Source organism: Phyllobacterium sp. YR531, assembly GCF_000282595.1.
GTDB lineage: Bacteria > Pseudomonadota > Alphaproteobacteria > Rhizobiales > Rhizobiaceae > Phyllobacterium.
In genome coordinates this window covers 31,118-53,131 of sequence record NZ_AKIZ01000024.1, presented here as the reverse complement: position 1 = coordinate 53,131, position 22,014 = coordinate 31,118, and the positions used below count along the sequence as shown (strand labels likewise).

General features: G+C 52.3%; 27 protein-coding genes and 2 pseudogenes. All 29 read right to left on the bottom strand.

Annotation, left to right across the window (positions count from 1 at the left end; genetic code table 11):
• Window positions 1-68: 68 nt before the first annotated feature.
• Complete coding sequence (locus PMI41_RS17090; RefSeq protein WP_008126900.1) at window positions 69-740, bottom strand: response regulator transcription factor; 672 nt, start codon at window positions 738-740, stop codon at window positions 69-71.
• Window positions 741-768: 28 nt separating this feature from the next.
• On the bottom strand, window positions 769-1,023 hold the full coding sequence (locus PMI41_RS17085) for a hypothetical protein (RefSeq protein ID WP_008126899.1): 255 nt from the start codon (window positions 1,021-1,023) through the stop codon (window positions 769-771).
• 89 nt (window positions 1,024-1,112) lie between these two features.
• Window positions 1,113-1,331: a hypothetical protein gene (locus PMI41_RS17080; protein ID WP_008126898.1), complete on the bottom strand. Its 219-nt coding sequence runs from the start codon at window positions 1,329-1,331 to the stop codon at window positions 1,113-1,115.
• A 30-nt stretch (window positions 1,332-1,361) separates the two neighbouring features.
• The gene (locus PMI41_RS17075) at window positions 1,362-5,213 is read right to left on the bottom strand and encodes a glycoside hydrolase/phage tail family protein (protein WP_008126897.1); all 3,852 of its coding nucleotides are present in this window, start codon (window positions 5,211-5,213) and stop codon (window positions 1,362-1,364) included.
• A 26-nt stretch (window positions 5,214-5,239) separates the two neighbouring features.
• Window positions 5,240-5,671, bottom strand: coding sequence for an NlpC/P60 family protein (locus PMI41_RS17070; RefSeq protein WP_008126896.1), 432 nt, complete (start codon window positions 5,669-5,671; stop codon window positions 5,240-5,242).
• Entirely contained in the window at window positions 5,668-6,534 is an 867-nt protein-coding gene (locus tag PMI41_RS17065; RefSeq protein WP_008126894.1) for a DUF2163 domain-containing protein, read from the bottom strand. Before PMI41_RS17065 ends, PMI41_RS17070 begins: the two co-directional genes overlap by 4 nt.
• A complete protein-coding gene (locus PMI41_RS17060) occupies window positions 6,531-7,154 on the bottom strand; it encodes a DUF2460 domain-containing protein (protein ID WP_008126891.1) in 624 nt (207 codons plus the stop codon). The genes PMI41_RS17065 and PMI41_RS17060 overlap by 4 nt, the downstream gene beginning before the upstream one ends.
• A 10-nt stretch (window positions 7,155-7,164) precedes the next feature.
• Window positions 7,165-7,767 (bottom strand): phage tail tape measure protein, encoded by a 603-nt coding sequence (locus tag PMI41_RS17055; protein ID WP_244423967.1) that lies wholly within the window; start codon window positions 7,765-7,767, stop codon window positions 7,165-7,167.
• Window positions 7,760-7,954: a rcc01693 family protein gene (locus PMI41_RS17050; RefSeq protein ID WP_040855588.1), complete on the bottom strand. Its 195-nt coding sequence runs from the start codon at window positions 7,952-7,954 to the stop codon at window positions 7,760-7,762. The genes PMI41_RS17055 and PMI41_RS17050 overlap by 8 nt, the downstream gene beginning before the upstream one ends.
• 5 nt (window positions 7,955-7,959) lie before the next feature.
• Window positions 7,960-8,298 carry a gene transfer agent family protein gene (locus PMI41_RS17045; RefSeq protein ID WP_008126888.1) on the bottom strand — a complete coding sequence of 113 codons (339 nt, stop codon included), beginning with the start codon at window positions 8,296-8,298 and terminating at the stop codon, window positions 7,960-7,962.
• Window positions 8,298-8,711: a phage major tail protein, TP901-1 family gene (locus PMI41_RS17040; RefSeq protein ID WP_008126886.1), complete on the bottom strand. Its 414-nt coding sequence runs from the start codon at window positions 8,709-8,711 to the stop codon at window positions 8,298-8,300. The genes PMI41_RS17045 and PMI41_RS17040 overlap by 1 nt, the downstream gene beginning before the upstream one ends.
• A gap of 28 nt (window positions 8,712-8,739) precedes the next feature.
• Entirely contained in the window at window positions 8,740-9,150 is a 411-nt protein-coding gene (locus PMI41_RS17035) for a DUF3168 domain-containing protein (RefSeq protein WP_008126884.1), read from the bottom strand.
• Window positions 9,147-9,284, bottom strand: coding sequence for a hypothetical protein (locus PMI41_RS25100; protein WP_008126882.1), 138 nt, complete (start codon window positions 9,282-9,284; stop codon window positions 9,147-9,149). Before PMI41_RS25100 ends, PMI41_RS17035 begins: the two co-directional genes overlap by 4 nt.
• Window positions 9,281-9,616: a phage head closure protein gene (locus tag PMI41_RS17030; protein ID WP_008126880.1), complete on the bottom strand. Its 336-nt coding sequence runs from the start codon at window positions 9,614-9,616 to the stop codon at window positions 9,281-9,283. Before PMI41_RS17030 ends, PMI41_RS25100 begins: the two co-directional genes overlap by 4 nt.
• The gene (locus PMI41_RS17025; protein WP_008126878.1) at window positions 9,616-10,176 is read right to left on the bottom strand and encodes a phage head-tail connector protein; all 561 of its coding nucleotides are present in this window, start codon (window positions 10,174-10,176) and stop codon (window positions 9,616-9,618) included. The genes PMI41_RS17030 and PMI41_RS17025 overlap by 1 nt, the downstream gene beginning before the upstream one ends.
• A gap of 69 nt (window positions 10,177-10,245) precedes the next feature.
• Window positions 10,246-10,806: a hypothetical protein gene (locus tag PMI41_RS24355; protein ID WP_008126876.1), complete on the bottom strand. Its 561-nt coding sequence runs from the start codon at window positions 10,804-10,806 to the stop codon at window positions 10,246-10,248.
• 89 nt (window positions 10,807-10,895) lie between these two features.
• Entirely contained in the window at window positions 10,896-12,131 is a 1,236-nt protein-coding gene (locus tag PMI41_RS17015) for a phage major capsid protein (protein WP_008126875.1), read from the bottom strand.
• 247 nt (window positions 12,132-12,378) lie between these two features.
• Window positions 12,379-12,798, bottom strand: coding sequence for a hypothetical protein (locus PMI41_RS17010; protein ID WP_008126873.1), 420 nt, complete (start codon window positions 12,796-12,798; stop codon window positions 12,379-12,381).
• A gap of 50 nt (window positions 12,799-12,848) precedes the next feature.
• Window positions 12,849-13,199, bottom strand: coding sequence for a hypothetical protein (locus tag PMI41_RS17005; RefSeq protein WP_008126870.1), 351 nt, complete (start codon window positions 13,197-13,199; stop codon window positions 12,849-12,851).
• Window positions 13,200-13,297: 98 nt separating this feature from the next.
• Window positions 13,298-13,450 (bottom strand): annotated as a pseudogene (locus PMI41_RS25480) (HK97 family phage prohead protease); the annotation flags it as partial.
• Window positions 13,451-13,470: 20 nt separating this feature from the next.
• Window positions 13,471-14,040, bottom strand: a complete 570-nt coding sequence (locus PMI41_RS16995) for an Imm42 family immunity protein (protein ID WP_008126868.1) — start codon at window positions 14,038-14,040, stop codon at window positions 13,471-13,473.
• A gap of 92 nt (window positions 14,041-14,132) precedes the next feature.
• Window positions 14,133-14,612 (bottom strand): hypothetical protein, encoded by a 480-nt coding sequence (locus PMI41_RS16990; protein WP_008126866.1) that lies wholly within the window; start codon window positions 14,610-14,612, stop codon window positions 14,133-14,135.
• Window positions 14,613-15,730: 1,118 nt separating this feature from the next.
• The gene (locus PMI41_RS16980; protein ID WP_157179430.1) at window positions 15,731-16,075 is read right to left on the bottom strand and encodes a hypothetical protein; all 345 of its coding nucleotides are present in this window, start codon (window positions 16,073-16,075) and stop codon (window positions 15,731-15,733) included.
• Between the two features lie 1,142 nt (window positions 16,076-17,217).
• Window positions 17,218-17,712 (bottom strand): annotated as a pseudogene (locus tag PMI41_RS25475) (HK97 family phage prohead protease); the annotation flags it as partial.
• A complete protein-coding gene (locus tag PMI41_RS16970; RefSeq protein ID WP_008126860.1) occupies window positions 17,702-18,070 on the bottom strand; it encodes a DUF6107 family protein in 369 nt (122 codons plus the stop codon). The gene PMI41_RS16970 and the pseudogene PMI41_RS25475, both read right to left, overlap by 11 nt.
• A 181-nt stretch (window positions 18,071-18,251) precedes the next feature.
• Window positions 18,252-19,409 (bottom strand): phage portal protein, encoded by a 1,158-nt coding sequence (locus PMI41_RS16965; protein ID WP_008126859.1) that lies wholly within the window; start codon window positions 19,407-19,409, stop codon window positions 18,252-18,254.
• A gap of 33 nt (window positions 19,410-19,442) precedes the next feature.
• A complete protein-coding gene (locus PMI41_RS16960; RefSeq protein WP_244423966.1) occupies window positions 19,443-20,735 on the bottom strand; it encodes a terminase family protein in 1,293 nt (430 codons plus the stop codon).
• Complete coding sequence (locus PMI41_RS25470) at window positions 20,617-21,153, bottom strand: hypothetical protein (protein ID WP_008126857.1); 537 nt, start codon at window positions 21,151-21,153, stop codon at window positions 20,617-20,619. The genes PMI41_RS16960 and PMI41_RS25470 overlap by 119 nt, the downstream gene beginning before the upstream one ends.
• Window positions 21,154-21,278: 125 nt before the next feature.
• The gene (locus PMI41_RS16950) at window positions 21,279-21,908 is read right to left on the bottom strand and encodes a LysE family translocator (RefSeq protein WP_008126856.1); all 630 of its coding nucleotides are present in this window, start codon (window positions 21,906-21,908) and stop codon (window positions 21,279-21,281) included.
• Window positions 21,909-22,014: the final 106 nt, after the last annotated feature.

The following is a 22,014-nucleotide window of genomic DNA, read 5'->3' as shown; positions in this document are numbered from 1 at the left end:
GAAAGGGATCGCAAGCTTGGGAGATAATTTCTCAACCGGATTGCCACGCATTGCCCTTATTTAAAGGCCTAAGCCTTGCTGTCTTGCGACTTGATACGATAACCCATGCCGCGAATGGTTTCGATCAGATCCATACCCATTTTCTTGCGCAACCGCCCGACAAACACTTCAATCGTGTTTGAGTCGCGATCGAAATCCTGATCGTAAAGATGTTCCACCAGTTCAGTGCGCGATACGACTTCATCCATGTGGTGCATCAGATAGGACAAAAGCCGGAATTCGTGGGATGTGAGTTTCAGTGTGGTTCCGTTGACTGTCGCCTTGGAGGTCTTGGTATCCAGACGCAGCGGACCGCAGGAAATTTCAGATGAAGCATGTCCGGCGGCGCGGCGGATAAGTGCCCGCAGACGCGCAAGAACTTCCTCGATGTGGAATGGCTTGGCAACATAGTCATCTGCGCCTGCATCAATGCCGGCAACCTTGTCGCTCCAGCGATCGCGGGCAGTCAACAGCAGCACAGGCATGATACGCGCGTCACGGCGCCATTTTTCCAGTACGGTCAACCCATCCATTTGCGGCAGGCCTATATCCAGAATAACGGCATCATATGGCTCCGTATCGCCAAGGAAATGACCCTCTTCGCCGTCGAATGCCTTGTCGACGACATAACCAGCCTCCGTCAGCGCATCAACGAGCTGACGGTTAAGGTCGCGATCATCCTCGACGACAAGTATTCTCATGCAGGACTTTCCTTGCGGGCTTCTAAGTTCAGTTTGCCGGTACGGCAACCTCTACACGCCGCGGGCGCTCCCCATCCTTGCCGGGAACAAGAACGACAACCACGCAGACCTCTTTGCCGTTCTGAACAACAGATGTTGCACGCGCCAGGGTGCCACCCTGCGAGTCCGCTACCTGCTGCCCCACCGCCGAGCAATCCGCAGCCAAAGCAGGACCGGCGAAGACGACGCCGGCGCCCGAGATCAAACCCGCTAGGGGCAAGGAGAAGAGTAAGTGTTTCATCATGTTGTCATTATTATCGATTGCTGTCTGAACGATGAATGAACAGTTGGTGTCCCGCAGCTACAATTGCCACAGGTTCACGCCTTTTAACATCATATTTCTTTACGTGAAATGAGCGTTGTCGCACTAATCCGCCCAAAAAGCGCCACGACGCCACTTATTGCAGTCAAAAACTCTATCATTGTTTCCGAAATCGATGCCTGATCGACGCTTTCCAGCGTGCCGCTGAGGAAGCCGGAGCAAGAAAGGCCAATGGTTGCAATTGATGCCCAGATGGTCTTGGAAGCGAACCAGGATTTTTCATTGGTCATTGTAAATTCCTTTTCTGATAAATTGTCTGATCAAAAAGATGCTGGAAATAATTTGCAGCTGGTTTCGTGGCCCCGCCCAATAGCGGCAGAAATCATGGCTATGTTGATGTTAAATGCGGCTGCAGGATTGCCAAGGTCCTTCTGCCGCTCTGAAATGCCGTACATCCATTCGCTCGCGGTAACCTCAACAGAACGCACAACCCTTTCTTCGAAAATGATATCTACCTGATAGGCCTCGCGATCTTCGCCCAGCGGAATTTCCGCAGAAAGCCAGCTATCGGCATCTATGCGTCCGCGCCTGACCCAGCTGATTGCCATGTCTCCATTGCCATGCATTGACGTGCGGATATGGACCGGAGCCAATGGTTGCAGGGCTCTTAGTCCACCGTCATGCCTTTCCGTGCGATAGAACTGATCGGAAAACTCTTCACCGGATGCACCGATGCGCCAGCTTAACTCAAGCCCGGCTTCCTGGGGCTTCAAGCCCGCTGGAGCGATGGCCTCATTCAGCAGAATGAAAGGCGCTCCGCCATTTTTCAGATGCAGCGCCTCACGTTCCGTACCGCATTGACCGCGCAAAAGTCCGGTTAACCGCCAAACATCACTGCTGGCTTCTTCCGCATTAAGGAATTGCAGCAATTCCCATTCCCCGTCGGCGGTTCCAATAAGTGCGGTATTCGCGCCATTGAAAACCTGGGCCTGCGTTACAGAGCTCAATTCACCATCGTAAAGTTTGACAGTAAGCGCTTGATCGTAAAGCCAGCGACCGCTTGGTCCACCAGCCAACGGTTCCGTCAATTCTCCCATGATGGCGCTATCACCCAATGTAACGCGCTGTTCGAACCCAGACTCCTCCGGCGATGCAAATGCGCTCACACCTGCCCAAGGCCTGGAAAATGCAGCGATCCGGAATTGATCGTTGGCACGCTCTATTCCCGGCCACATGGGCAAGTCCACCAGATGGAAATATGGCCTGCCCCGGATCAGGTTGTCGCTATCGGCTGGCGCAGGCAGCTCTGCCTGACTGGGATAACGTACATGTTGCGGCACGGCCCGAGCTTCCAGACGCCTTGTCGCCCCGTCTTCAATCGAAGTTATGACATAGCGACCGGCTAGACTGGGGTCACGCGGATCGGTAACCCTGATCCTGTCTCCGACCTTCAAACCTGCCTGCCTCCACGGTTGCTCGAATGTGACTGATCGCCTTGAGGCCCTGCGTGCCTGCATCCATTCTTCCGCCAGCATTTTGGCCTGACTACTGTGAAGCATGGCCATTACACCAATGCTTTCAGTTCCCTTGCCATCCGTTCGCCCGGCGAAGGCCATTGCTGCCTGATAATCCAGCATCGGGTCGCGATAGGCCAGCTCGATACGTTCCGGCTGCTCCATAGCTTCCGTCAACTGCCATGTCAGCGGCCCTCCATCCTGCAGCTCGACGAACTCTTCAATTATCGGGGTTTGAAGGTCTGTCCGGTTTCTACTTTGAAAGACCAGCGTTTTGCCGCTTTCAAATGCATCTGTTCCGTAAACCGCAAGCAATGGTTCAATGGCCGCCCGAGCACTGGTCGGTTCATCCAGAATATAGCCATCGGCAAATCCATCGACACCTGACGTGTCAAAATCAGAAATTCCATGATCATGCAGAATGGCAGCTATCAATTCATCGAGTTCCACACCCGACAGTCGGCCATTCAGCCAGTGACCACATGACCAATTATCGCCATCGGACCACAATTTCCGGTTCAGCGGAAATTCCGGATAAGGCCGCGTATCCCATGCCCAGACATAGAGCCGGCCTTTATCAAGCATTGTTCCGGCATGTTCCGCCCAATGAGCGAAATGAGCACGCAGGTAGCGATTTTGCGCCAGATCATTTCTGCCCTGATCCGAAAAATATGGGAATGCGCCTTCTGACGATTTCATGTCGGGGAAGACATTGGGCTGGTTCGGCCCCTTGTCGACAGCGGGACAACCAAGTTCTGTCAGCCAGATTTTCTTGGCACCGGGCTTCCAAGCAGTTGGCAATTTCTGCTCGACGCCCCCGATGCGATGATAGTGTGCATTCGCCCACCATGATGCCAGATCCTTGTAGCGATACACCCATGGCTTGCCTGAACCATCCGTAATAGGGGTGCGTATCCGCATGGTTCGATCATTTGGAGAGCCATAATACCAGTCGAAGCCCTCTCCGGCAGCAATATGCTTTTTCAAGGCTGGCAAGTCATAAGGCGTGGGAAAGCCATCAGGATTGGGCACGCCATAATCCTCGTCGCGCCAATCACTGAGCGGCATGTAATTGTCAATTCCGATTGCGTCGATTGCGGGATGTGCCCAAAGCGCATCAAGATGAAAATAGACATCGCCTGATCCATCCTGCGCGTGGTGCCCAAAATATTCGGACCAGTCAGCGCCATAGGTGAGCTTGCATCCCGGTCCCACAATGTTGCGCACGTCTGCGGTGAGGCTGCAAAGCCCGTCAACAAAAGGAAACACATTGCCTGCCCCTCGCACCATGGTGAGGCCTCGCAGTTCAGAGCCAAGAATAAATGCATCCACACCACCCGCGCAAAGGCTCAGATAAGCGAGATGGAGTATGAAACGGCGATAACCCCAGTCATTGCCCTTGCCCTGATAAAGTATGCTTCCGTTCCTGATCTGATAATCAGCAGACTTGGCTTTTCCCAGAAACTCGGCAATCTGGCTGGATGCCACCGCAGTCTTGTTGACGCTGCCTGCATGGTAAGGTGCCGGGTGGCAGGTAATGCGTCCCCGCCAAGGATGCGTCGCCTGATTTTCTGCCCGATAAGGGTCTGGAAGCTGATTATCGCTCGGAATGTCAAGCATGATGAAAGGGTAAACCGTGACGCCAAGCCCTCGCGCCTTGGCATTCTGGATAGCAGCAATAATGCTTTCATCGGATGGCGTGCCGCCATAGACCACGCCTTTTTCATTGCGCGATATAAGATGCGCTTCTGAGCGGCCTATCCCACCTGCCCGCCATACCTCACTTTCATTATTCTGTTTGCGATCCATGACGCCGGGCCGCACTTTGCAATGACCGGCACGCAAATCTGCTGCAAACCAAGGCACCACAATGGCCACATGCTCAACCGAAGGGCAGAGCCCCTGCAACTCATCCATGGATGCTTGCCAGTCTGTGTGGCCTCTCAGGCAATTACGGTTCAGACCATCCGTCTGCCCTTTTCCACGTTCATTGGTCACCAGCTTGGGTGAGAGGCCGAACTCGGTAGACCCGGGTATCAAAGCGACGGCTTTCAGGCCGTTCGCAACTGCGCCGATCGCCCTGACCACCTCAAACTGGAACTGCGGTATGCGATTGCCAAAATCGTCGAGCGGGAATCGCTCGAATACAACATAGGCGGTGCCACGAAATGCCGGTGCATTGCCTTTGCCTTGCTTGGCTTCAATCAAAGGGTCCGGTAGTTGGTTTTCAGTGCCGCAATAGATGCGGATCGTAGCCCGCGTCTGATCATATTCCTTGCCATCAGCCCATATGCGGCGGATGAGGCTTATTTGTCCTGCCGCAACTGCAATCGCAAAGTTGCCGAAATAGGAATATTCGGTAACCTTCTGCCCACCCTTTCCGCCTTGGCGTTTTTTGGTTTTTTTCTCCTCGAACCGGGTTCCCCAGATCAAGGTGCCTGATACCCGTGCTGCTCCGTACACTCTTGGAAGCGCTGCGCCCTCCTCCGCTGTCATTGGCCGCATCGCGGCCATGCGCGGACCTTCGAGCTTTTGGCCGAACAGTGCCTGATCGATCAGATAGCCGCCCACTGATGCAGCAGCTGTAGCAACGGCCGCTGTAAAAGTTCCGGAGCCGAAAATAGCGGTTGCAGCGGTGGTCAGAACAAGCGTCGCCATAACATCAACCCTTTACGCCAAATGCTTCAAACTTTGGGAGGAAACGCAAATACACCAGCGATGCGTCTTCGCCATTGCGGGATAAGGGCAGAATCCATGACACTGTGCCCCTCATAAGCATGGATGAAGTGATCGGGACCGGCCAATATCCCCACATGCTTTGCGGCAGTTCCATCTCTCCAGCGGAACACAAGCATGTCTCCCGGTACGGCTTCTTCCCGAGTTTTGGAAATCATATGCTGGCGCGCTGCCTCCAGCAGCGGATCGCCGTTTCCCGCTTCAGCCCAATCTGGGGAATAGGTGGAGATTTCCTGTGGCTCGCGTCCATACAAGGCACGCCATATCCCGCGCACAAGCCCGAGACAGTCACACCCTACCTGACATTTGGTACCTTGGTGACGGTATGGTGTACCGACCCACAGCCGGGCTTCGGTTAAAACTTCCTGTGCAATAGTCATGGTACCAACGGCCCGCCGTCAAAGTTGCCCTTGCCATCGGCAAAATTGTAAATCGCATCATTGCCGGGCAGATGCGGAAATCCGCGAAAATTTGCAGCATTGCCAAACTTCGTCTTGCACTGGGTGAAACTCTTGTCGCAGCCTGCATCAAGCACAAATGTATCGCCTGGTTTGATGTCTGGAATTGACGAGTCCCGCAGGCTCAGGCGAGTGCCTTCACCATAGGGTTGATGTGTCAGCACAACATTCGTGCTGCCGTTCGCCCAAACCATCGCTCCATTGCGGAACCACTTTCCGTCAGGTGCTTGCAAGCCCGTGACCACGATCTCGCGATCCGAGATGACTGTGATTACCGTACCCTGTCGCGCGGCGTTTTTATAGCCGCACCGATTGTCACCAAGCTGCGCATCGCATTGCCGGGTTATTCGACGGCCACTGATCTTGTCGAGATCGACGGAACTGCTTTTGAGTTCAGCTACAAAACGCCCACCCGAACGGCTGATCGTGCCAATCCGGGATGATCGTAGTAAGGCCCGCTGCTCCGGTGCTGCCCAGTTTACCAGAAACGTTTCTACCGACGCGCCATCAAATGCCCCACGCTCAATATCGCTGTCAGAGATGGAAAGCGATGACAGCGCCCCTTCGATTTCCGCCGTATCAACGCTCAAACCCAAAGCGCTCGTTGCTTCACTGGCGCTTAATCCCGTCTGCGGTTCACACGGTATGCCGTCGATGACTATTGCCTTGTCATGATCAGTGAAGCCATGCACCATTTTATCCTTGCGACGAATGATCCAGCAAAAACAATGCGTTGTTACTTCTCCTGAAAGATGTGATTCAAGTGCTGCCGGTATGAAGCTCATGCTTTTACCTCAATGATGGGAATGGATGGAATATCGCCCGCATTGAACGATTTGAGATTGATCATCAGGCGGTCCGTATCGAATCTTGCCGGTACATCGAAGCGGAAGCCTGCCGTCACTTTTGCGTCCTGACGGGGGATTTTTCCGGGCTGAAAAACCACTTTCCCCGTAATCATTTCGATAATGAAGTCTACGCCCTCGCGCTGCTCCACCCCTGCTACAGCAATGCGCGCGCTCTCGACCTTGGTGATCGGCCTTGCATGGTCACCATAGTGCTTGACCAGTTGGAATACAGCGCCGCGTCCATCGCCATGTCCAAGCAGTTGATCTGTTGCAGCCACTTTCTGGCCTGTTTTGCACGAGAGGTGATCGAAAGGATCGCGAAACCGGAAGGCGTGCAGTGAACCCCTGCAAGCCTCGAAAAATGCCATCACCTCTTCGAGATCAGCCAGGGATCGGAGACCTGTCCCGGCATCATAGTGCCGCCGTGACTGTGACCAGCGCGCGTTTCGTTGTTCGAATCCGGAAGTGAGCGGCACAATTTCGTTACGCCATTCCGGCCCTCCGGTTGCACCAAAGGAAACCGCCGCCGGAAAGCGGACATCATGAAAACCTGTCATATGGTATCCTTTAAAGGGTCCGGGCGCCCCGGCGTGCAGCCCGCGCCAGCATGCCCGTCACCTGCGCTTCGGATTTGCGGAACGATGCCGCATCTGTTGCCGTCACATTGAAAGTGACATGGATAGGTGATCCGCCACCCTGCGCCGCGACACCCAGCCTGCCATCCGCGCCTCGCGCCAATGGCATGATCGCCTCACTACCCGCCTCGCCCATAAGGCCGGGTGAACCGCCAGCGTTGAAGTACGTCGGGCTGTTCACAATACCGCCCTTGGCAAAAGCAGTTGGCCTGTCAGCCGGTATGGTCACTGGTCCTTGCAATGTCCCGGGCTTGGGCATGAAACTTCCGACCAGACTGGAGAAAAGGCCCGATGCCATATCCTGCAGCGGCTTCAATCCTGCATTCAGAGCCATGCCCGCAATATTCATTGCAACTTGCTTGAGAATATCATCAAGCCCTTTTCCGCTTATTGCGGCGCTTTTGAGCGAACTTGTCAGCGTGCGCCCGAACAGATCGGATTTCTTCTGCAGGTCGTCCAGCACACGGTCCAGTCCACCCGTATCAATATCCATTTTTACAGTCAGGTCTTCAGGCATCGGTTTCCTGTCATTCATCTGGAAAAGCTCGCATCATTTGCTCAAGATCGAACTGTGTCAGTGCGGTTCGCGCTTCCGGTCGGTAAAATGCAGCGTTCAGTTCACGCGGCGTCATCGCCCAGAACTCTCGCGATGAGAGCTTCAAAACGCCAAATCCCGCCGCCATCATCGCTGCCCAAGGAAATAGCTCGGCACAATCATCCATAGCCTTCAATTATTTACCGCAGGCAGTTGTGATTTTGATTCACCGAACGTCGCGCTCAGGAGTTCACTGACAATGCGGGCAAAACCAGTTACTCCGCCTTCTGTCCGCATTTGCGCAACCTCACTTGCAGCAATTTCATTGCCGCCGCCGCGCAGACCTGCCGCAACAATTTTGATGATATCGCCAGCCGAAAGAGGACTTGCTGAAAATCGCCTGAGCAGCACAGCCAGATCTTCCGCGCCGAATGAAGCCTCAAGTTCCGCAAGTGCACCGAGTGTCAGACATAACGTCCACTCGCGCCCGTCAAGCATGGCGCATATCTCACCGCGATGCCGATTCACCATCACGCAATCTCCATGAATTTGATCGGGCCAGCCGACTCCAGAGCGATTTCGAAGGTGACCTCGCCATTATGCGCGCCGCCATATTCGAGCGCTACGATCTGAAACGGCCCTTGCAGCACTCCAAATGCAGGCAGAGCGATCTGCCATTCAGGAATAGCCCCTTCAAAAAAAGCCTGGCGAAACAAACTGTCTGACTGGGCATCCTTGAATATTCCGGAACCACCTATAGATGCGCGCTGAACGGCACTGCCGCCAAGCAGTTCACGCCAGCGGCCTACGGCTTCGGCGTCTGTCACATCCACTGTTTCCGTATTGAACGCCAATCGTTTTGAACGCATGCCACCGCAAGTCACATAATTGCCGTTAGCGTTGGCGATCTTCAACAGGATGTCCCTGCCCCTTTGAGCGGTCATCAGCATTTCCTTTCATGGTGATTAAGTGTCAGGCGGGAATTTCTTCCGTCACCGCCCGGTAGCGCAGCATGCCGAGATAACCGTCCCGGTTATCCTCCGCCCGCGCCTGTGAGTATTGTAAATCCAGATTGATGAGCCGGTGGCCGTTCAACGCCAGTTGGCGCGGCATCAGAAGCTGTTCGATCACATTCATGATCTCGAAAACAGATTTTCGACCGCTCGCCCTGTTCCAGATATTAAGTGTAAACAGGTGCTCGCTGCCACGCTCCGTTGCGGTGCTCCAATCGTAAATGTTCGATGATCCAAGCGTGACATAGGGAAATTCCGCCTTGGGCGGCACCCGGTCATAAATGCGCCCGCTGACAAGCTTTTCGAGCGAATTGTCCGCCTTTAAACGTGCCAGCAGCGCCTTTTGCAATTCCAGCGCGGCACTTGTCATGGTTTGTCATCTTTTTGTGCAGTGGGCACAGGAGCTTTGTTTGTCCTCTCTACCGCCTGTTCTGCGACCTCCATTGCCTGCCAGCGCAATGTGCGGATCAAGTCAGTGAGCGTCAGCTTCATGGCGATCTTCATTGAACCTCCTCGCTTACGCGGGCGACCAGATAGCGCCCCGTTTCATCAGGATCGTGCAGCGTCAATATGCGGAAAACGCGCTCGCCTTTGCGAAAGCGCATGGTGCTCGAAATGTCCGGGCGATACCGAAACGTGATCCGGTAAGTGACTTCGGGAAGTTCCTGCTCACCAAGGATGCGCGGCCCTGCACCAGCGTGCTCCAATTGCGCCCAAAGGCTGCTGACCTCGCTCCAGAGTTCATGCAAATCTCCGACGCCCCCAAAGGAAACCAGAGGCTCTTCCAGCAGCAGCTCTTGATTGAGACTGCCCGGATCAATGAATAGCGTCGGCATCACAATGATACCTTTCGCCAAAGGCCGATTACGCGCTCGAAGGCTGGGGGATAGGAAACAGGCTGCTGGACCGCGCCGTAAACGCCGCGAAATTCGTACCAGTGCGCAACGAGCGTCAAAATCGCATGACGAAGCGCATCTGGAACATCCTTGCCCGTTTCCCCGAACCCGGCAACGAAGTCCACTTCCAGCGCCCCGGCATTTCCAGCCCGTGAAGCAATATAAAGCCGTGCCGGACGTGAAGCAGTCTCCAGATGCAGATCATGCTCCGCTATCACCGAAGGCGATCCATCGTCACCAAATGCCGTCACCGGACCCAGCGACTGAAGGGGATATTTGCCGATCCTGATCAATCCGCGCGAAGGCCACTGATCGATATAAAGCCGGAAAGTCTGGTTGATAAGCGCAAGGCCCGTTTGCGTTTCGAGCGTCTCCCGAGCCGCTTTGACCAACCCCTCCAGTAGCTCATCTTCGTTGTTGTCTGCGAGGCGCAAAAATTGGCGCACCTCTACCAGTGTCACCGGCTCAAGAGCCGGCGGCTTGATCAATGTCATGGTCATGTTTGAAATCCTGAAAGGATGGAAATTCGATCGGGAAGCGTAGCGTTGATCGCCGCGCCTGGAATGCTCTCAACCACTCGGCAAGTTCGAGCAGTCCTCTATCTTGCGCTCATGATCGCGAGCCATGTTGATCATGATCTGGCTTTCTGCAGACAAGCCATGGCCGTCGAAGAGTGCACTTAGCAAAAGTTCAGCGACCTTGGCATAGGTCGAAGGTTGGAGACCATCGACGATTGTTTGATAATTGCCTTGGCTACCATCGGTGGAAAATCCGAGCCTTGCCAAAGCCTCGATGCCTTCCGACCTCATACGATAGTGACCGGCTTCCCCCTCTTTCGGGCCAAAAAACCCGGACGACGCCTCGCATAACATGCGTTTGTCATTATCGATGAATCTGCATTGCACGTAGCGTTGCGAATGGCCGGTCGAAAGGATCAAATATCGATCAAGTTCTGTTTCCTGACCAGCATTTGAATGGATCGTGGCCAAACGCGCGATCACCGGGCACCGATACCGTTCAATAAATATGGCCAAATCAGTTGGCGCTGCCCTGTCTGTTGCATGGCAAACTGAAAAACCGCCGGAAGTAGCCATTATGGAAACGAACAGGGCGATCCGATAAAAACGCATCGCACAAGTCTAGTTAAACTCGACCTGCGGGCAATTCGACATTGGTAGAATATCCGGGTGGCTCCGGATGCCACCCGGAATGCCCGGCTTTACACGCCGAACTTCAACAGCTTGATCGCATTGAAATCCTGCACACCACCGCCAACACGCTTGGTGGTATAGAACAATACATAGGGTTTGGCTGAATAAGGATCACGCAACACGCGAACGCCCGTCCGGTCAACGACCAGATAGCCTCTGGAAAAATCACCAAAGGCAATTGCCGCAGCTTTGTCGGCGATATCCGGCATGTCTTCTGCCTCAACCAGACCAAAGCCGAGAAGTGATGCCTGCGCGCCCGGAGTGGAGGGCGGCGTCCAGAGATAATTACCGTCCTTGTCCTTGAGCTTGCGGATTGCCGCCTGCGTCTTGCGGTTCATCACCCAGTTTGCATTCTGGCGATACCCGGCTCTCAATGCGTAGATCGTATCGAGCAGAATGTCCGATGCATCTGCCGCTGCGAAAGCTCCGGCAACCCCGGTCGATAGCGAGCCCAGCTTGCCCCAGCTCCAGGCAGACTCCGCCACTGTTTCGTAAGTGAGGAAGCCACGGGGTTTGTTGGTACCATCGCCATTGATGAAAGCCTTACCCTCCTGTTCAGCAAAGGCGGTTTCCACTTCCGTAGAAATCCACTGCTCGACATCCACCACGCCATCATCGAGCAGCGAGGAAGTTGCAGCAGGCATGGCATAAAGCTCCATTGTCGGAAACTGCAGCTCAGCCAGCTTGGAACTTTCCGTTTGAGGACGGATTTCCGTTTCACTCACCCAGCCCACCGATGGGCCCTTGATTGAGAACGGCTTTTTCAAAATTGAACCAGAAACCTGTCGCACGGTGGAAATATTGCGAATTGGTGATATCTGCGCCAGCCGCGCCCCGATCTCACTTTCAAGCTCGGGAGGTACCAGATAACCGCCATCAGAAGCCGAGCCTATCGAATGCGCCTTGGCTTCAAGCGAACGCACACCGCTCTCGTCCCCGCGCCGGACATAACTCTCAAAAGCGTTCTTGTGTTCGAGCGAGCGCAATGGACTGACACCACCATCCAGGGCGGGTCGCACCTGTTTCAATTCAAGCTGTTCCATTGCGCGCTTTTGCATATCGAGCGCATCGTCAAGTCGCTGCAGTTTTTCATTCGTCAATACATCGATGCTTGAGCCTTTTTCGAGCTTGCCAAGCCGATAATCATTAACTTGTTTGTACTCATGAAATGTGCGCGCAAAATCATCGAAGCTTTCAATGGCCTCCAAAGTCTTGGTTTCCATTATTTCATTGTATTCGCTCATTATTTTTCCTTGGTTGTTAAAGTGAAATCATAAAAATGCGCAAACGCCATCGCTTCGCCCCAAGGGTTTGGGGCAAAGTCAGAAAGCGCATAGGGTGTTTACGGGATTAGTGGTCAGCCGCCAGCGATCAGTTCGGTACGGCTCGCAGCTTCACGAATATGTCCGGTTTCGTTGCGCAGCGGCCAGCTATGCCGCTAAAATCGTAAGGTGCCGCTGCACAAATGAGACGCTCAGGTGCGGAGCATAGTTAGACTTCTGTCGTTCGCAGCTTCACGAATATGTCCTGTCGCTTTTGAATTGCAGCCAAATAATCTGGATAGGTTGGATAGTTCTCGATCTCAGAAATATAAAGCAGAAATGGATATTGAGCAAAACCGGGTTCAATCGGCTCATATTCCTCTGCCGGAAATATATTCTCTCTTAGCTCTAAATAACTATCCGCGCTTTTCAAACGATAATAAATTCCCTTATGGTCGCTATGTCTCTCGTGCAAATTGCTGCCAATTACTTGTTCAATGGTTGTCGCAATGCCCTGCATGATAGACAGTTTTCTATCGTCTAACTGCTTATGATGTTCGTCAAATTCCTCGGTATCAATGGGCCAGTTCTCAATTTCCATTTCCTCTACTTCTGCACAACGAATTCCAAATAAAAACTCTCTGTTCAAAATCGCTCCCTAACAAAGGCATCAGCATTTCCATCATTCACCTGCCGGGATCAGGCTTCTTCGGTTCGCAATTTTACGAAAATGTCTGGTCTTGCTTCGACAGCGGCTAAATACTGACGATTTTGCTGTGGATTGTTCAAATAGAGAAGATAGGCATAGTCGGGAAATTTCCCTTCTGAAACCTCACCTTCATCGACAAGAAAATTTGTTTTCAGATATAAACTTCTATTGGGCAAAGGGAAAGCATAGTACGGATCGCCATGAGCGGTTTCACGACCTTCAAGCTGAATACCCAACAAATCTTCAACAAACTCCGACAGATCCGCTATCTCATTGTCATCATATTCAGCATTTTTCGCTTCATTATGTATGCCAAACAATACATGGTTTTCTGCAATCATTTTAATGACCCATCTTCTCTTAGCTCATTAGCCTTGATGTTCCAGAGCAGCCTTTGCGGGTGTTCACAGGCCGGTATTTTCAAGGTGCGCGGCTGGCTTTTTACCTGCCCCACTCTTGCCGAAGGCAGCATGGGAAAGGTTACGACCGAGATTTCCCACAGATCAGCCTCGTGAATGTGCCGCACGCCCGCGCCGTCCGCCTTGGCACGCACTGTTTTGAAGCCGATGGAAAGGCCATCAATTGCACCTGAAGATATTCCAACACTCAGTGCTATCGTTTATATTTGCTATTTTTCCATTCTAAAAAGAACGAATCTGACCATAATTTCAGAATTCCATAAAATACTTCGGATGTTATGCGAATTTCTCTGATACTCGATATCGTATCCGCAATATTGTCTTCATTTTTAAAAGCAATTATTCTTACAATTTCATCATCTTCATCTAATTGCAAAATATTACCACCATCGTCAAAGGCGGCATCTCCATCTGGCGCCCAATTTATCCTCGGCGACAAAAACATTTCATCAAAATCCTTCGGACTTATCCCATGAAATTGCTCCAAATCACCATCCCCGTACCATATATTTTGGTATGCTATGGCAATGTCCACACCACCTTTAGCATTAAGACCAGGAGATAAATGATTTCCTTTATTTTTTAATCTATCCAACACCTCTTCATAAGAGTTTTGAAGCATCGTTGCATCTTTTTCTCGTACACCAAATTCATATCCATCAATATGAATTATAAAAAAACCAAGCGCCCTCAAATTAGAACTTTCGAAAGATTCTTCTATATGGCTTTCAATGGCAAATATGCTTTTATCACCCACAATCATTATTTTAATTCCTATATCCAAAATACCTTTTTATTTCTAGTACCCTCCAATCTGGTTTTGAATATTGTGGGGCTCAGGAGGTCGTGTTTTGCTCAGCTTAAAACGTAAAGCCCGGCCTCGCCAACAGCACGATGGATATCTCGGATTTTTTCTTTGTTTCTTGGCAAGAACAGATCAGTTCGATCATACCCACCTAAAACCCTGACGTCATGGGCAATAAAATACATATCAAACTTACGTTTTTCACGTAGGCTATCAAATATTACTTTCTCTAATATCCGATTGTATTTATCGAATATTCTAAGCGGTCTTGGGTAATTGCACACCACTCCGTCTACAGATAGTTTTCGATAAAAGTTAATAAATTTCTCTTCACCTATATGATAGTCAGCCAGTTTCCCGCAAGAAACGGCGAGGTCATAAAACATGATTTCACTATCCTCGGCCTCCTGTTCAGATAACCAACGGTTAAATATAGAGACATTAAAGGGCGCAATCTCCAAGTCGGCAAGATTTTGCTCTCCAAAGTCAAATTCAGAAAACATTGCGGCGTAATGTGATAACGTATTCATGTTTCCACTACTCGCATTTTCCGCTTCACTATACCAAACAATACGCGATGTTCTGATATTACCGGCCCCCTCTCTAGTCAGCGTCTGGCTTCAGGCTTAAGGCTACTCGACAATGCGCAGCCAGATAAATCGTCACGAGATAAACCAAAATTCCGATTACCGATAAAGCTTGAATGTAAGCATACTTATCCTCTGGATAAACCGATTTAAGTATACTCACACCATTTGATAAAAAATACGCATGTATAGGAAAGCAAAGAATTACTGATACCAAAATTACAGAAGAAAACATTCTGGTAAAAAACGATAAAAAGAATGCAATCAACATTACGACGCATCCTCTCTTATGGACAAACAACATTCCTCCGATAATTGGCCCCAAAGCAAAGTCATTCGGCTCTATCAGCAAGAGGAAGTAAGCAGATATCGTCAAGTTGATAGAAAGGCATATTAATAGCGCAATAATATGATTTTTTAGCATTAAACCAGCCCTCGAGTGGCAAATCAATAATTTAAACAGTTTTGCACTGTGGGCTCTTTTGCCACCATTGCTGCACAATCAAATAAATCGTCACAATGTAAGATAAAATTCCCATGGTGGGCCAAGTATGAAAATAGATATATCTATCCGATGGATATATTGGGATATATTGAAACAACCATTCAGAAAATCTGGGCAACATATTATGCAAGTATAATGGGCAGCAGGCAGCGATGGAGATAACAGCGATTACGCCGGAGAGTTTTTCCATTTTCGATAGTAATGAAAGAGCTATGGCCATTAGAACAAAGCCAATAAAATGGGAAAATAGTATTCTTCCTCCTATACTGGATAGTCCAAATTCAGTACCATCCAGCAGTACTATCTTGTAACAGGAAATGCTCAAGTTAATTGTGTAAAGAAGAGTGAGTAACACCGACCGATTTTTGTCCACCTAAACCAATCCACCTTCTATAAACCAACGGCCCGTGAGGAATGTTTTCGGGCCCAAGCCGTGTCAATCCAACTTTGGATACTATGGTTCCAAACGGCAATCCACTATCCTCCGGTGGTGTTCCGGTACCCATAAACTCATTAGGTGCAGATGCACAAATAGACGCTCAGATACAGAACACAGTTAGACTTCTGTAGTTCGCAGCTTCACGAATATGTCTGACCTTGCTTCAATCGCAGCGACATATTCGGGGTACTCTTCTACCTCATTGATATAAAGAAGATATGCATATTCTGGAAAATCCTGTTCAAGCAGCTCCTCGTCATTAATTAATTCATTTATATGCAAATATATAATCTCTTTGTCAGGAGAGTCTGCAAAATAATCTCCATATGTTATACTATCATTACACTCGAGATTAATATTCAATATTTTGTTAATTGTCTCGGATAGATTATACATTTCCACTTCATCCCAGATAGCATCTTTTTCTTCGTTTTGTATTCCAAATAATATTCTGATCATCACTCACCTGACTCATACCTGATAAAATTTCCATTTCCATCAAGAACAGCAAATGGACTCTGCCGATTCACCATTGCTTGACGTGACTCAAAAATAACAAATCCCAACTTTCGACCTGTCTGGTCATTCAAATCGTTTCTTAGTTTTAAAAGATCCATCGATCTCAGCTCTGGTGGTTCTTCAATAGGTGCGGTACGCGTTCGGCGTCCCCGCAAACCAATATTACCTTGTCTTTGGGCACGTTGCATTAGTGTTCTGCTGATAATTGCTATATCGAAATCACTTGGTTTAAAACCCTGATCAAACAATGAATCACGCAGCGAATTCCGCCCGGTCACCGCGCTGCCGCGCAGGACAATCTGCGCATCCCGCACCCCAATACTTGTCAATCCATTTCGAATGGTAGATCCGAACTGTGTGCACTGTGCTGCATCGACAAAGCCATAAGGTATGAATTGCCCGCGAACGACAGCACCTTGCGATAGCTCACGCATTCGTGCTGCAGCATCGCTTCTGATACTTTCATTAGCCGAAATTTCGCTTTCGACACTGTTGTAAACACGCGCTTGCGGACGCCAGTTTGTATCCCGCAATTGCACTTGCCTTACAGCTTCTTTTGCTCGTTGTATGGCAAGATCAAGCCGCAAAACCTGATCAGGCCTGAGTTCCTGAAATTGTCCACCACTATATCGCCGAACATTTGGCACGCCACCGCGACGCCCACCGCCAGTCTGCGCCAATTGCACCGGCGTTCCATCCGGTGCTTTGGGTGCCGCACCTTGCGGCTTCGGCGCAGGCACTGCTCCGGCGAAACGGCCTCCCCGCGAGGTAATCGGGCGAGTACGTGCAGTGCTTTGTCCGCTATTTCCCCCGCCATCCGTCCATTGGCCTCCATTGGTATTTCCGGCAGAAACACGCGGCTGGTTCGGGTCGAATTTGTGTGAGAGCCAGAGTTGAAACAGCTCAAAGTTATTCGAGCGGCGTTTCAACTCCGCATTTTCCGCTTCCAGACTGTTTATCCAGCGGCGGTTGTAATCAGTCGGGCTGGCACGCTTCAGTGCGCCGAGCAGAAGTTCATTGGCCTTGATGTTCCAGAGCAGCTGCGGCGGGTGCTCCAAGGTTTGTATCTTCAGGGCGCGCGGCTGGCTTTTTACCTGCCCCACTCTTGCCGAAGGCAGCATGGGAAAGGTTACGACCGAGATTTCCCAAAGATCGGCCTCGTGAATGTGCCGCACGCCCGCGCCGTCCGCCTTGGCACGCACTGTTTTGAACCCGATGGAAAGACCATCAATTGCCCCGGAGCGCATCAATTCCAGCACTTCCTGTGCCTTGGCAACGCCTTTAGCCAGCTTCCCCTCGACATAAAGTCCGCGCTTGTCTTCGCGCACCTCCGTCCAGACGCCGATAGGCTGGTTCGGGTCATGCTGCCAAAGCATGCGGATACCGCCCGGGCCCCGTTCCCGTACAGATTTCAGGAAAGCACCCGCTTTAATGGCATCCTTGCCAAGATCCACTTCATCGAAGAGGCTGGCATAGCCGGTAAAGCTGCCATCGGCAGTGACATTCTCAATCGTCAGACCGGCAAACTTTTTCTCGATGCCGGCAATGGTCCTTCGTGTTGGCTCCAGACTAACCGACATCGGATTCGTCCTCCTTGTGAGAGGCGCCTGGCTGGATGGGCAATGTTTTTGACTCGCCCATGCGCGCGGCAATACGGGCGAAAACGCCGAGTGCTGTCCATGCTGCAAGGCTTGCTGCGGCTGCCCCCATCAGCATCAGTTCGACATCACCAAGCTGACCGCGAATATCGAGTTCTGCGGCAATCTTGATGCCCGCGACACCGCCGAAAGCAAGACCGCAGACAATGCCGACAATGAAGCGAATAGCCGCCTCGCTTTTGTCACGCGGCAGCATATAGGCAAGAGAGACGGCGGAACCTGCAATGGCACCAGCCGCCTTTGCCGCCAATATCCAGGCGGCATCGGACCAGTTAGGCATGATTTTTCTTCCTTTCAGAGCAATTCCAGGAAAAGTGCAAAGCGGTTTTCCGTCCGGAATTGCGAAACAAGAAATTTGAATTTCAGGAAAAGTGCGAAGCGGTTTTCGCTCGCAACTGCCGGTCAAGAAGTTGTAATTCCGGGAAAAGTGCGAGGTGGTTTTCCGTTCGCAATTGCGGGTGCTATTGCGGCGTGTAACCGACAGCTTCACGCTTTTCCTCATCGCTGAGGAATGGTGCGGCGGAGATGCGCGCCCATAATGCGTCGCGTTCCTGAACCAGACCGTCGATACGGTCGAGATCAGGCTCAAGACGTAGATCCTTGCCGAAAACCGGGCCAAGCCAATTGCTGATTGCCTTTGCCGTGCGTGTCACAAGAGGCAGCACAGTCAGGCGATAGAAGGCCCGGTTGGCCTCGGCATAATTGGCGTAGGTATTGTCGCCGGGAATGCCCAGCAGCATGGGCGGAATGCCGAAAGCCAGTGCAATATCGCGGCTTGCCGTGTTCTTTGCGGCAATAAAATCCATGTCGAGCGGCGAAAGACCCATGCTCTTCCAGTCAAGGCCGCCTTCCAGCAGCAGCGGACGCCCTGCCTTCGCCGCGCCGGTATAGCCTTCTTCCAGTTCTCCCTTCAGCCGTTCAAACTGGTCTTCTGTCAGGTGGCTTGTTTCGCCCGGCGCATAGACCAGCGCTCCGGAAGGGCGGGCTGAATTGTCGAGCAGCGCCTTGTTCCAGCTGCCGGATGCATTGTGAATATCCAGAGCCATCAGGGCGGCTTCGAGCGGGGCAAAGCCGTAATGGTCATCAAGAGGGTGAAACAGTTTCAGATGCAGGCCGCGCCCGTCATCGAGTGGAATTGTACGTTTTTGCGCGCCCGCGCCATAAGCCAGCGCAATTGGCCAGCCATTGTCATCGGCAAGCACCCGCACACGGTCCGGGCGCAGCAGGTGCAGCTCACTTGCTCCCCTTCCGCCTTGCACACGCTCGACATAGGCATTGCCGGACAGGAGAATGTGCCCGTAAAGAGCCTCGAAAAAGCTAGCTCCATCCATTCCACGATGCGGGTTCGCCAGAAGCGCCAGCAAGGGGTGTTCGCTCTGCTCCACCTTCCCATCATAAAGCAGCCAGGGCGTTGCCCCCGCAGCCTCGGCCAGATGCCGTACGCAGCGATAGGCGATCGGGTTGCGCATGAAACCCTGCCGCGACAAGCCTACATAGCCGCTTTGTGACCAGCGCGCCTCCCGGTCAAACTGCAGGGCAACAAAGCCCTGCGCCGATTTTTGCTGCAGATGCGGGTTCTCATTCGCGGCGCTTTTGCGCCACGGCCAGTTGATTGCCATTGATGAAATTCTTTCTGCTATGTTTTGAAGGGATCAGCCAACCACGCGCACCCTTGGCCGGATATCGCGCCTGCCGAAGAGTTCACTCAGCGCCCAGACAAGCGCGTCTACCCGGTCCGGCGAGCGGCCGGTGGAAAGCCCGCTATGGGAGAAGTCGCACATCTCATCTTCCAGCAGGGGAAACCGTGCCGCATGTCGCACCCTGCCCTGTTCATAAAGTGCTGCGACCGGCTCGGCCCGCACCGCCTTGCCACGATTGGCTCGCACCGGTTTTACCGGCACATTCACGTCTTCTGCGGCGATCACCGCTGGCACCATGTCGCCGCCCTGATTGACTTCGGCAATCAGCAGGTCCGCCTCGAGCCGATAATAAAGGGCAATGGCGCGCCGCGCCCATTCGTGCGGCTTGGCGGGGGCAAAGCTTTCATCGGCCAGCACCCAGCCTATCCCCTTGTCATCAAGTCCTGCAGCAACGATGCCGCAAGCATCTGATTTTTTCGTGGCGCTTGCGGGCGGATCAACAGCAATGACAATACGTTTCAGCTCCGGTACCTCCGGGGAGAAAACCTCTTCCATCATCAGGCGGGACCATAAAGCGCCTTCACTTTCCTCGATCAACTCGCCATCAAGCTCTTGACGCCCAAGGCGCGTGTCGCCGTAAAGTCCGTCAATATGCTTGACGAAGCCCGGCGCCAGAAATTTCGCATTTTCGCGCATTTTCATGCGGCGCACGGGTATGCTTGGATCGGCCAGCATTTTCTTCAGAAGTGGCAAGGGTTTCGGCGTCGTTGTGATCACCTGTTTCGGGTTTTGACCAAGCCGCAAACCAAATTGCAGCATGTCCCATGTTGCCTGCACATTTTTCCACTTGGCTAGCTCATCGCACCAAGCAGCGTCAAACTGCGGACCGCGCAGGCTTTCCGGGTCTTCCGATGAGAACATCGAAGCTGTCGCCCCGCTGTTCCAGAGCAAGCGGCGCCTTGTCATCTCAAAGCGCGGACGCTCTACTCTCGACACTGACATGATGCCGGATGGCCCGTCGATCATTACCTCGCGCACATCGGCAAGTGTTTCGCCTACAAGTGCAATGTGCATCGATCTGATGTCGGAGAACGGCGCGAGTGCGTGAGCCATGCCATTGACCCACTCGGCACCCATACGCGTCTTGCCCGAGCCGCGACCGCCGAGGATCAGCCAGGTATGCCAATCATTTCGCGGTGGCTGTTGTGTCGTCCGCCCCGTGAACACCCACTCCGGATCGACTGCTTCCGTCTCCCGCTTGCTCAGATTGCGTAATGCCCAACTCTCTTGCGCGGATGTGAGCAAGTTCTTCGATCCTCTCATCAATGCGTTTCAGAACGACGCGAAGCTCTTCGGGCGAAAGTCCGCTGGAACTGCGCGCCCGTGCCGTATCAAACCTGTCCTGCAGGTCGCTCACCTTGTCGATTGTTCGGGCAAGAAGCGCCAGTGCATCAAGCCGTGCTTTGCTCGACGTTTCGCTTTCAATTGCCGAGAGCGTTTCCAGTTCTTTGCGCAAAAGCTCCATTATTTTGCGGGCTGCACGCAACTGACCATTGCCCTGCATGTCCTTGAGCGAAAGCCCGTCCCGATGGAGTCCGGCAAGAAAAGATTGTTCGGTGAGACCCAACAGCGGCGCGATCTCGCCGGGCGAAATGCCGTATTCCCGGCACAGCGAAAATGCGCCGCGACGGCGCATGGCCATCGCAAACAGGGTCGTTTTCATCAATAATCCTTAAAGCGTGTCAGCTGGCTGGCGAACGACCCGTGGTCACAATTCCGACGATGACCAATATCTACAGCAACACCGTTACGCAGTCAAGGACTATTTTCCTATAAAGGTAAATTTTCTTATGATGCCTTTTTCCATCCCGCAGCCAGAAGTCCTGCGCCGATCATCAGCGAACCGCCGGTTCTGTTGACGATACGCTGGACACGTGGCTTGCGGATTGTCTGGCGTGCCATGGATGCCATCAGCGCATAGGCCCCGGCATTCAGCGTTGCAAGCACAAGGAAAGTCGTTTCGAAAATAATCATCTGCATCAGTATTGGCTTCGAGGTGTCGAGAAACTGCGGCAAGAACGCCACGAAAAAGATGATGCTTTTCGGGTTAAGCGCGGTCACCACATAGGTGTGCAGGAATATCTTGAGCGCCTTTTCATCGCTGACAGGTGCTTCTCCGCTCTGCGGGTCAGCAACAGGCGCACGCCAGAGCTTTATTCCAAGATAAATCAGATAAGCTGCGCCGATCCACTTCAATGCCGTAAAGATCGTGGCTGATGCTGCCAGCAATGCGCCAAGCCCGAGCATGGAGGCAGTCATGGCAGTAAAATCGCCAAGCGCAACGCCTGCAACGGTCGCCATCGCAAAGCGTCTGCCGTGCCCAAGCGCATAAGAGATGACCAGCAGAATGGTCGGCCCGGGGATAGCCAGAAGAATTGCCGATGCCGCGACGAATGCCAACCAGTGCTCAATAGCCATATCTCTGCTCCGTTTATAACCGAAGCTCAGCAATCCATCGGAAACGGCCATTTGCAAGCGAAAAATTCATGCATGTCGCCGTTATGCAGAAGCCGGATTTTCCAAC

Coding starts and splice junctions, on each gene's coding strand:
- PMI41_RS17030 (WP_008126880.1), bottom strand. CDS start 9,616: ATGCCGACGCTATTCATTGATCCGGGCAGTCTCAATCAAGAGCTGCTG.
- PMI41_RS17015 (WP_008126875.1), bottom strand. CDS start 12,131: ATGAGCGAATACAATGAAATAATGGAAACCAAGACTTTGGAGGCCATT.
- PMI41_RS17035 (WP_008126884.1), bottom strand. CDS start 9,150: ATGACAAGTGCCGCGCTGGAATTGCAAAAGGCGCTGCTGGCACGTTTA.
- PMI41_RS17005 (WP_008126870.1), bottom strand. CDS start 13,199: ATGATTGCAGAAAACCATGTATTGTTTGGCATACATAATGAAGCGAAA.
- PMI41_RS17080 (WP_008126898.1), bottom strand. CDS start 1,331: ATGACCAATGAAAAATCCTGGTTCGCTTCCAAGACCATCTGGGCATCA.
- PMI41_RS17085 (WP_008126899.1), bottom strand. CDS start 1,023: ATGATGAAACACTTACTCTTCTCCTTGCCCCTAGCGGGTTTGATCTCG.
- PMI41_RS17075 (WP_008126897.1), bottom strand. CDS start 5,213: ATGGCGACGCTTGTTCTGACCACCGCTGCAACCGCTATTTTCGGCTCC.
- PMI41_RS25100 (WP_008126882.1), bottom strand. CDS start 9,284: ATGAAGATCGCCATGAAGCTGACGCTCACTGACTTGATCCGCACATTG.
- PMI41_RS17055 (WP_244423967.1), bottom strand. CDS start 7,767: ATGAATGACAGGAAACCGATGCCTGAAGACCTGACTGTAAAAATGGAT.
- PMI41_RS16950 (WP_008126856.1), bottom strand. CDS start 21,908: ATGGCTATTGAGCACTGGTTGGCATTCGTCGCGGCATCGGCAATTCTT.
- PMI41_RS25470 (WP_008126857.1), bottom strand. CDS start 21,153: ATGAAAACGACCCTGTTTGCGATGGCCATGCGCCGTCGCGGCGCATTT.
- PMI41_RS17045 (WP_008126888.1), bottom strand. CDS start 8,298: ATGGTGAATCGGCATCGCGGTGAGATATGCGCCATGCTTGACGGGCGC.
- PMI41_RS16965 (WP_008126859.1), bottom strand. CDS start 19,409: ATGGCAATCAACTGGCCGTGGCGCAAAAGCGCCGCGAATGAGAACCCG.
- PMI41_RS17050 (WP_040855588.1), bottom strand. CDS start 7,954: ATGGATGATTGTGCCGAGCTATTTCCTTGGGCAGCGATGATGGCGGCG.
- PMI41_RS16995 (WP_008126868.1), bottom strand. CDS start 14,040: ATGATTGTGGGTGATAAAAGCATATTTGCCATTGAAAGCCATATAGAA.
- PMI41_RS17060 (WP_008126891.1), bottom strand. CDS start 7,154: ATGACAGGTTTTCATGATGTCCGCTTTCCGGCGGCGGTTTCCTTTGGT.
- PMI41_RS24355 (WP_008126876.1), bottom strand. CDS start 10,806: ATGCGTTTTTATCGGATCGCCCTGTTCGTTTCCATAATGGCTACTTCC.
- PMI41_RS17040 (WP_008126886.1), bottom strand. CDS start 8,711: ATGACCGCTCAAAGGGGCAGGGACATCCTGTTGAAGATCGCCAACGCT.
- PMI41_RS16990 (WP_008126866.1), bottom strand. CDS start 14,612: ATGAATACGTTATCACATTACGCCGCAATGTTTTCTGAATTTGACTTT.
- PMI41_RS17025 (WP_008126878.1), bottom strand. CDS start 10,176: ATGACCATGACATTGATCAAGCCGCCGGCTCTTGAGCCGGTGACACTG.
- PMI41_RS17070 (WP_008126896.1), bottom strand. CDS start 5,671: ATGACTATTGCACAGGAAGTTTTAACCGAAGCCCGGCTGTGGGTCGGT.
- PMI41_RS17065 (WP_008126894.1), bottom strand. CDS start 6,534: ATGAGCTTCATACCGGCAGCACTTGAATCACATCTTTCAGGAGAAGTA.
- PMI41_RS17090 (WP_008126900.1), bottom strand. CDS start 740: ATGAGAATACTTGTCGTCGAGGATGATCGCGACCTTAACCGTCAGCTC.
- PMI41_RS16970 (WP_008126860.1), bottom strand. CDS start 18,070: ATGCCTAACTGGTCCGATGCCGCCTGGATATTGGCGGCAAAGGCGGCT.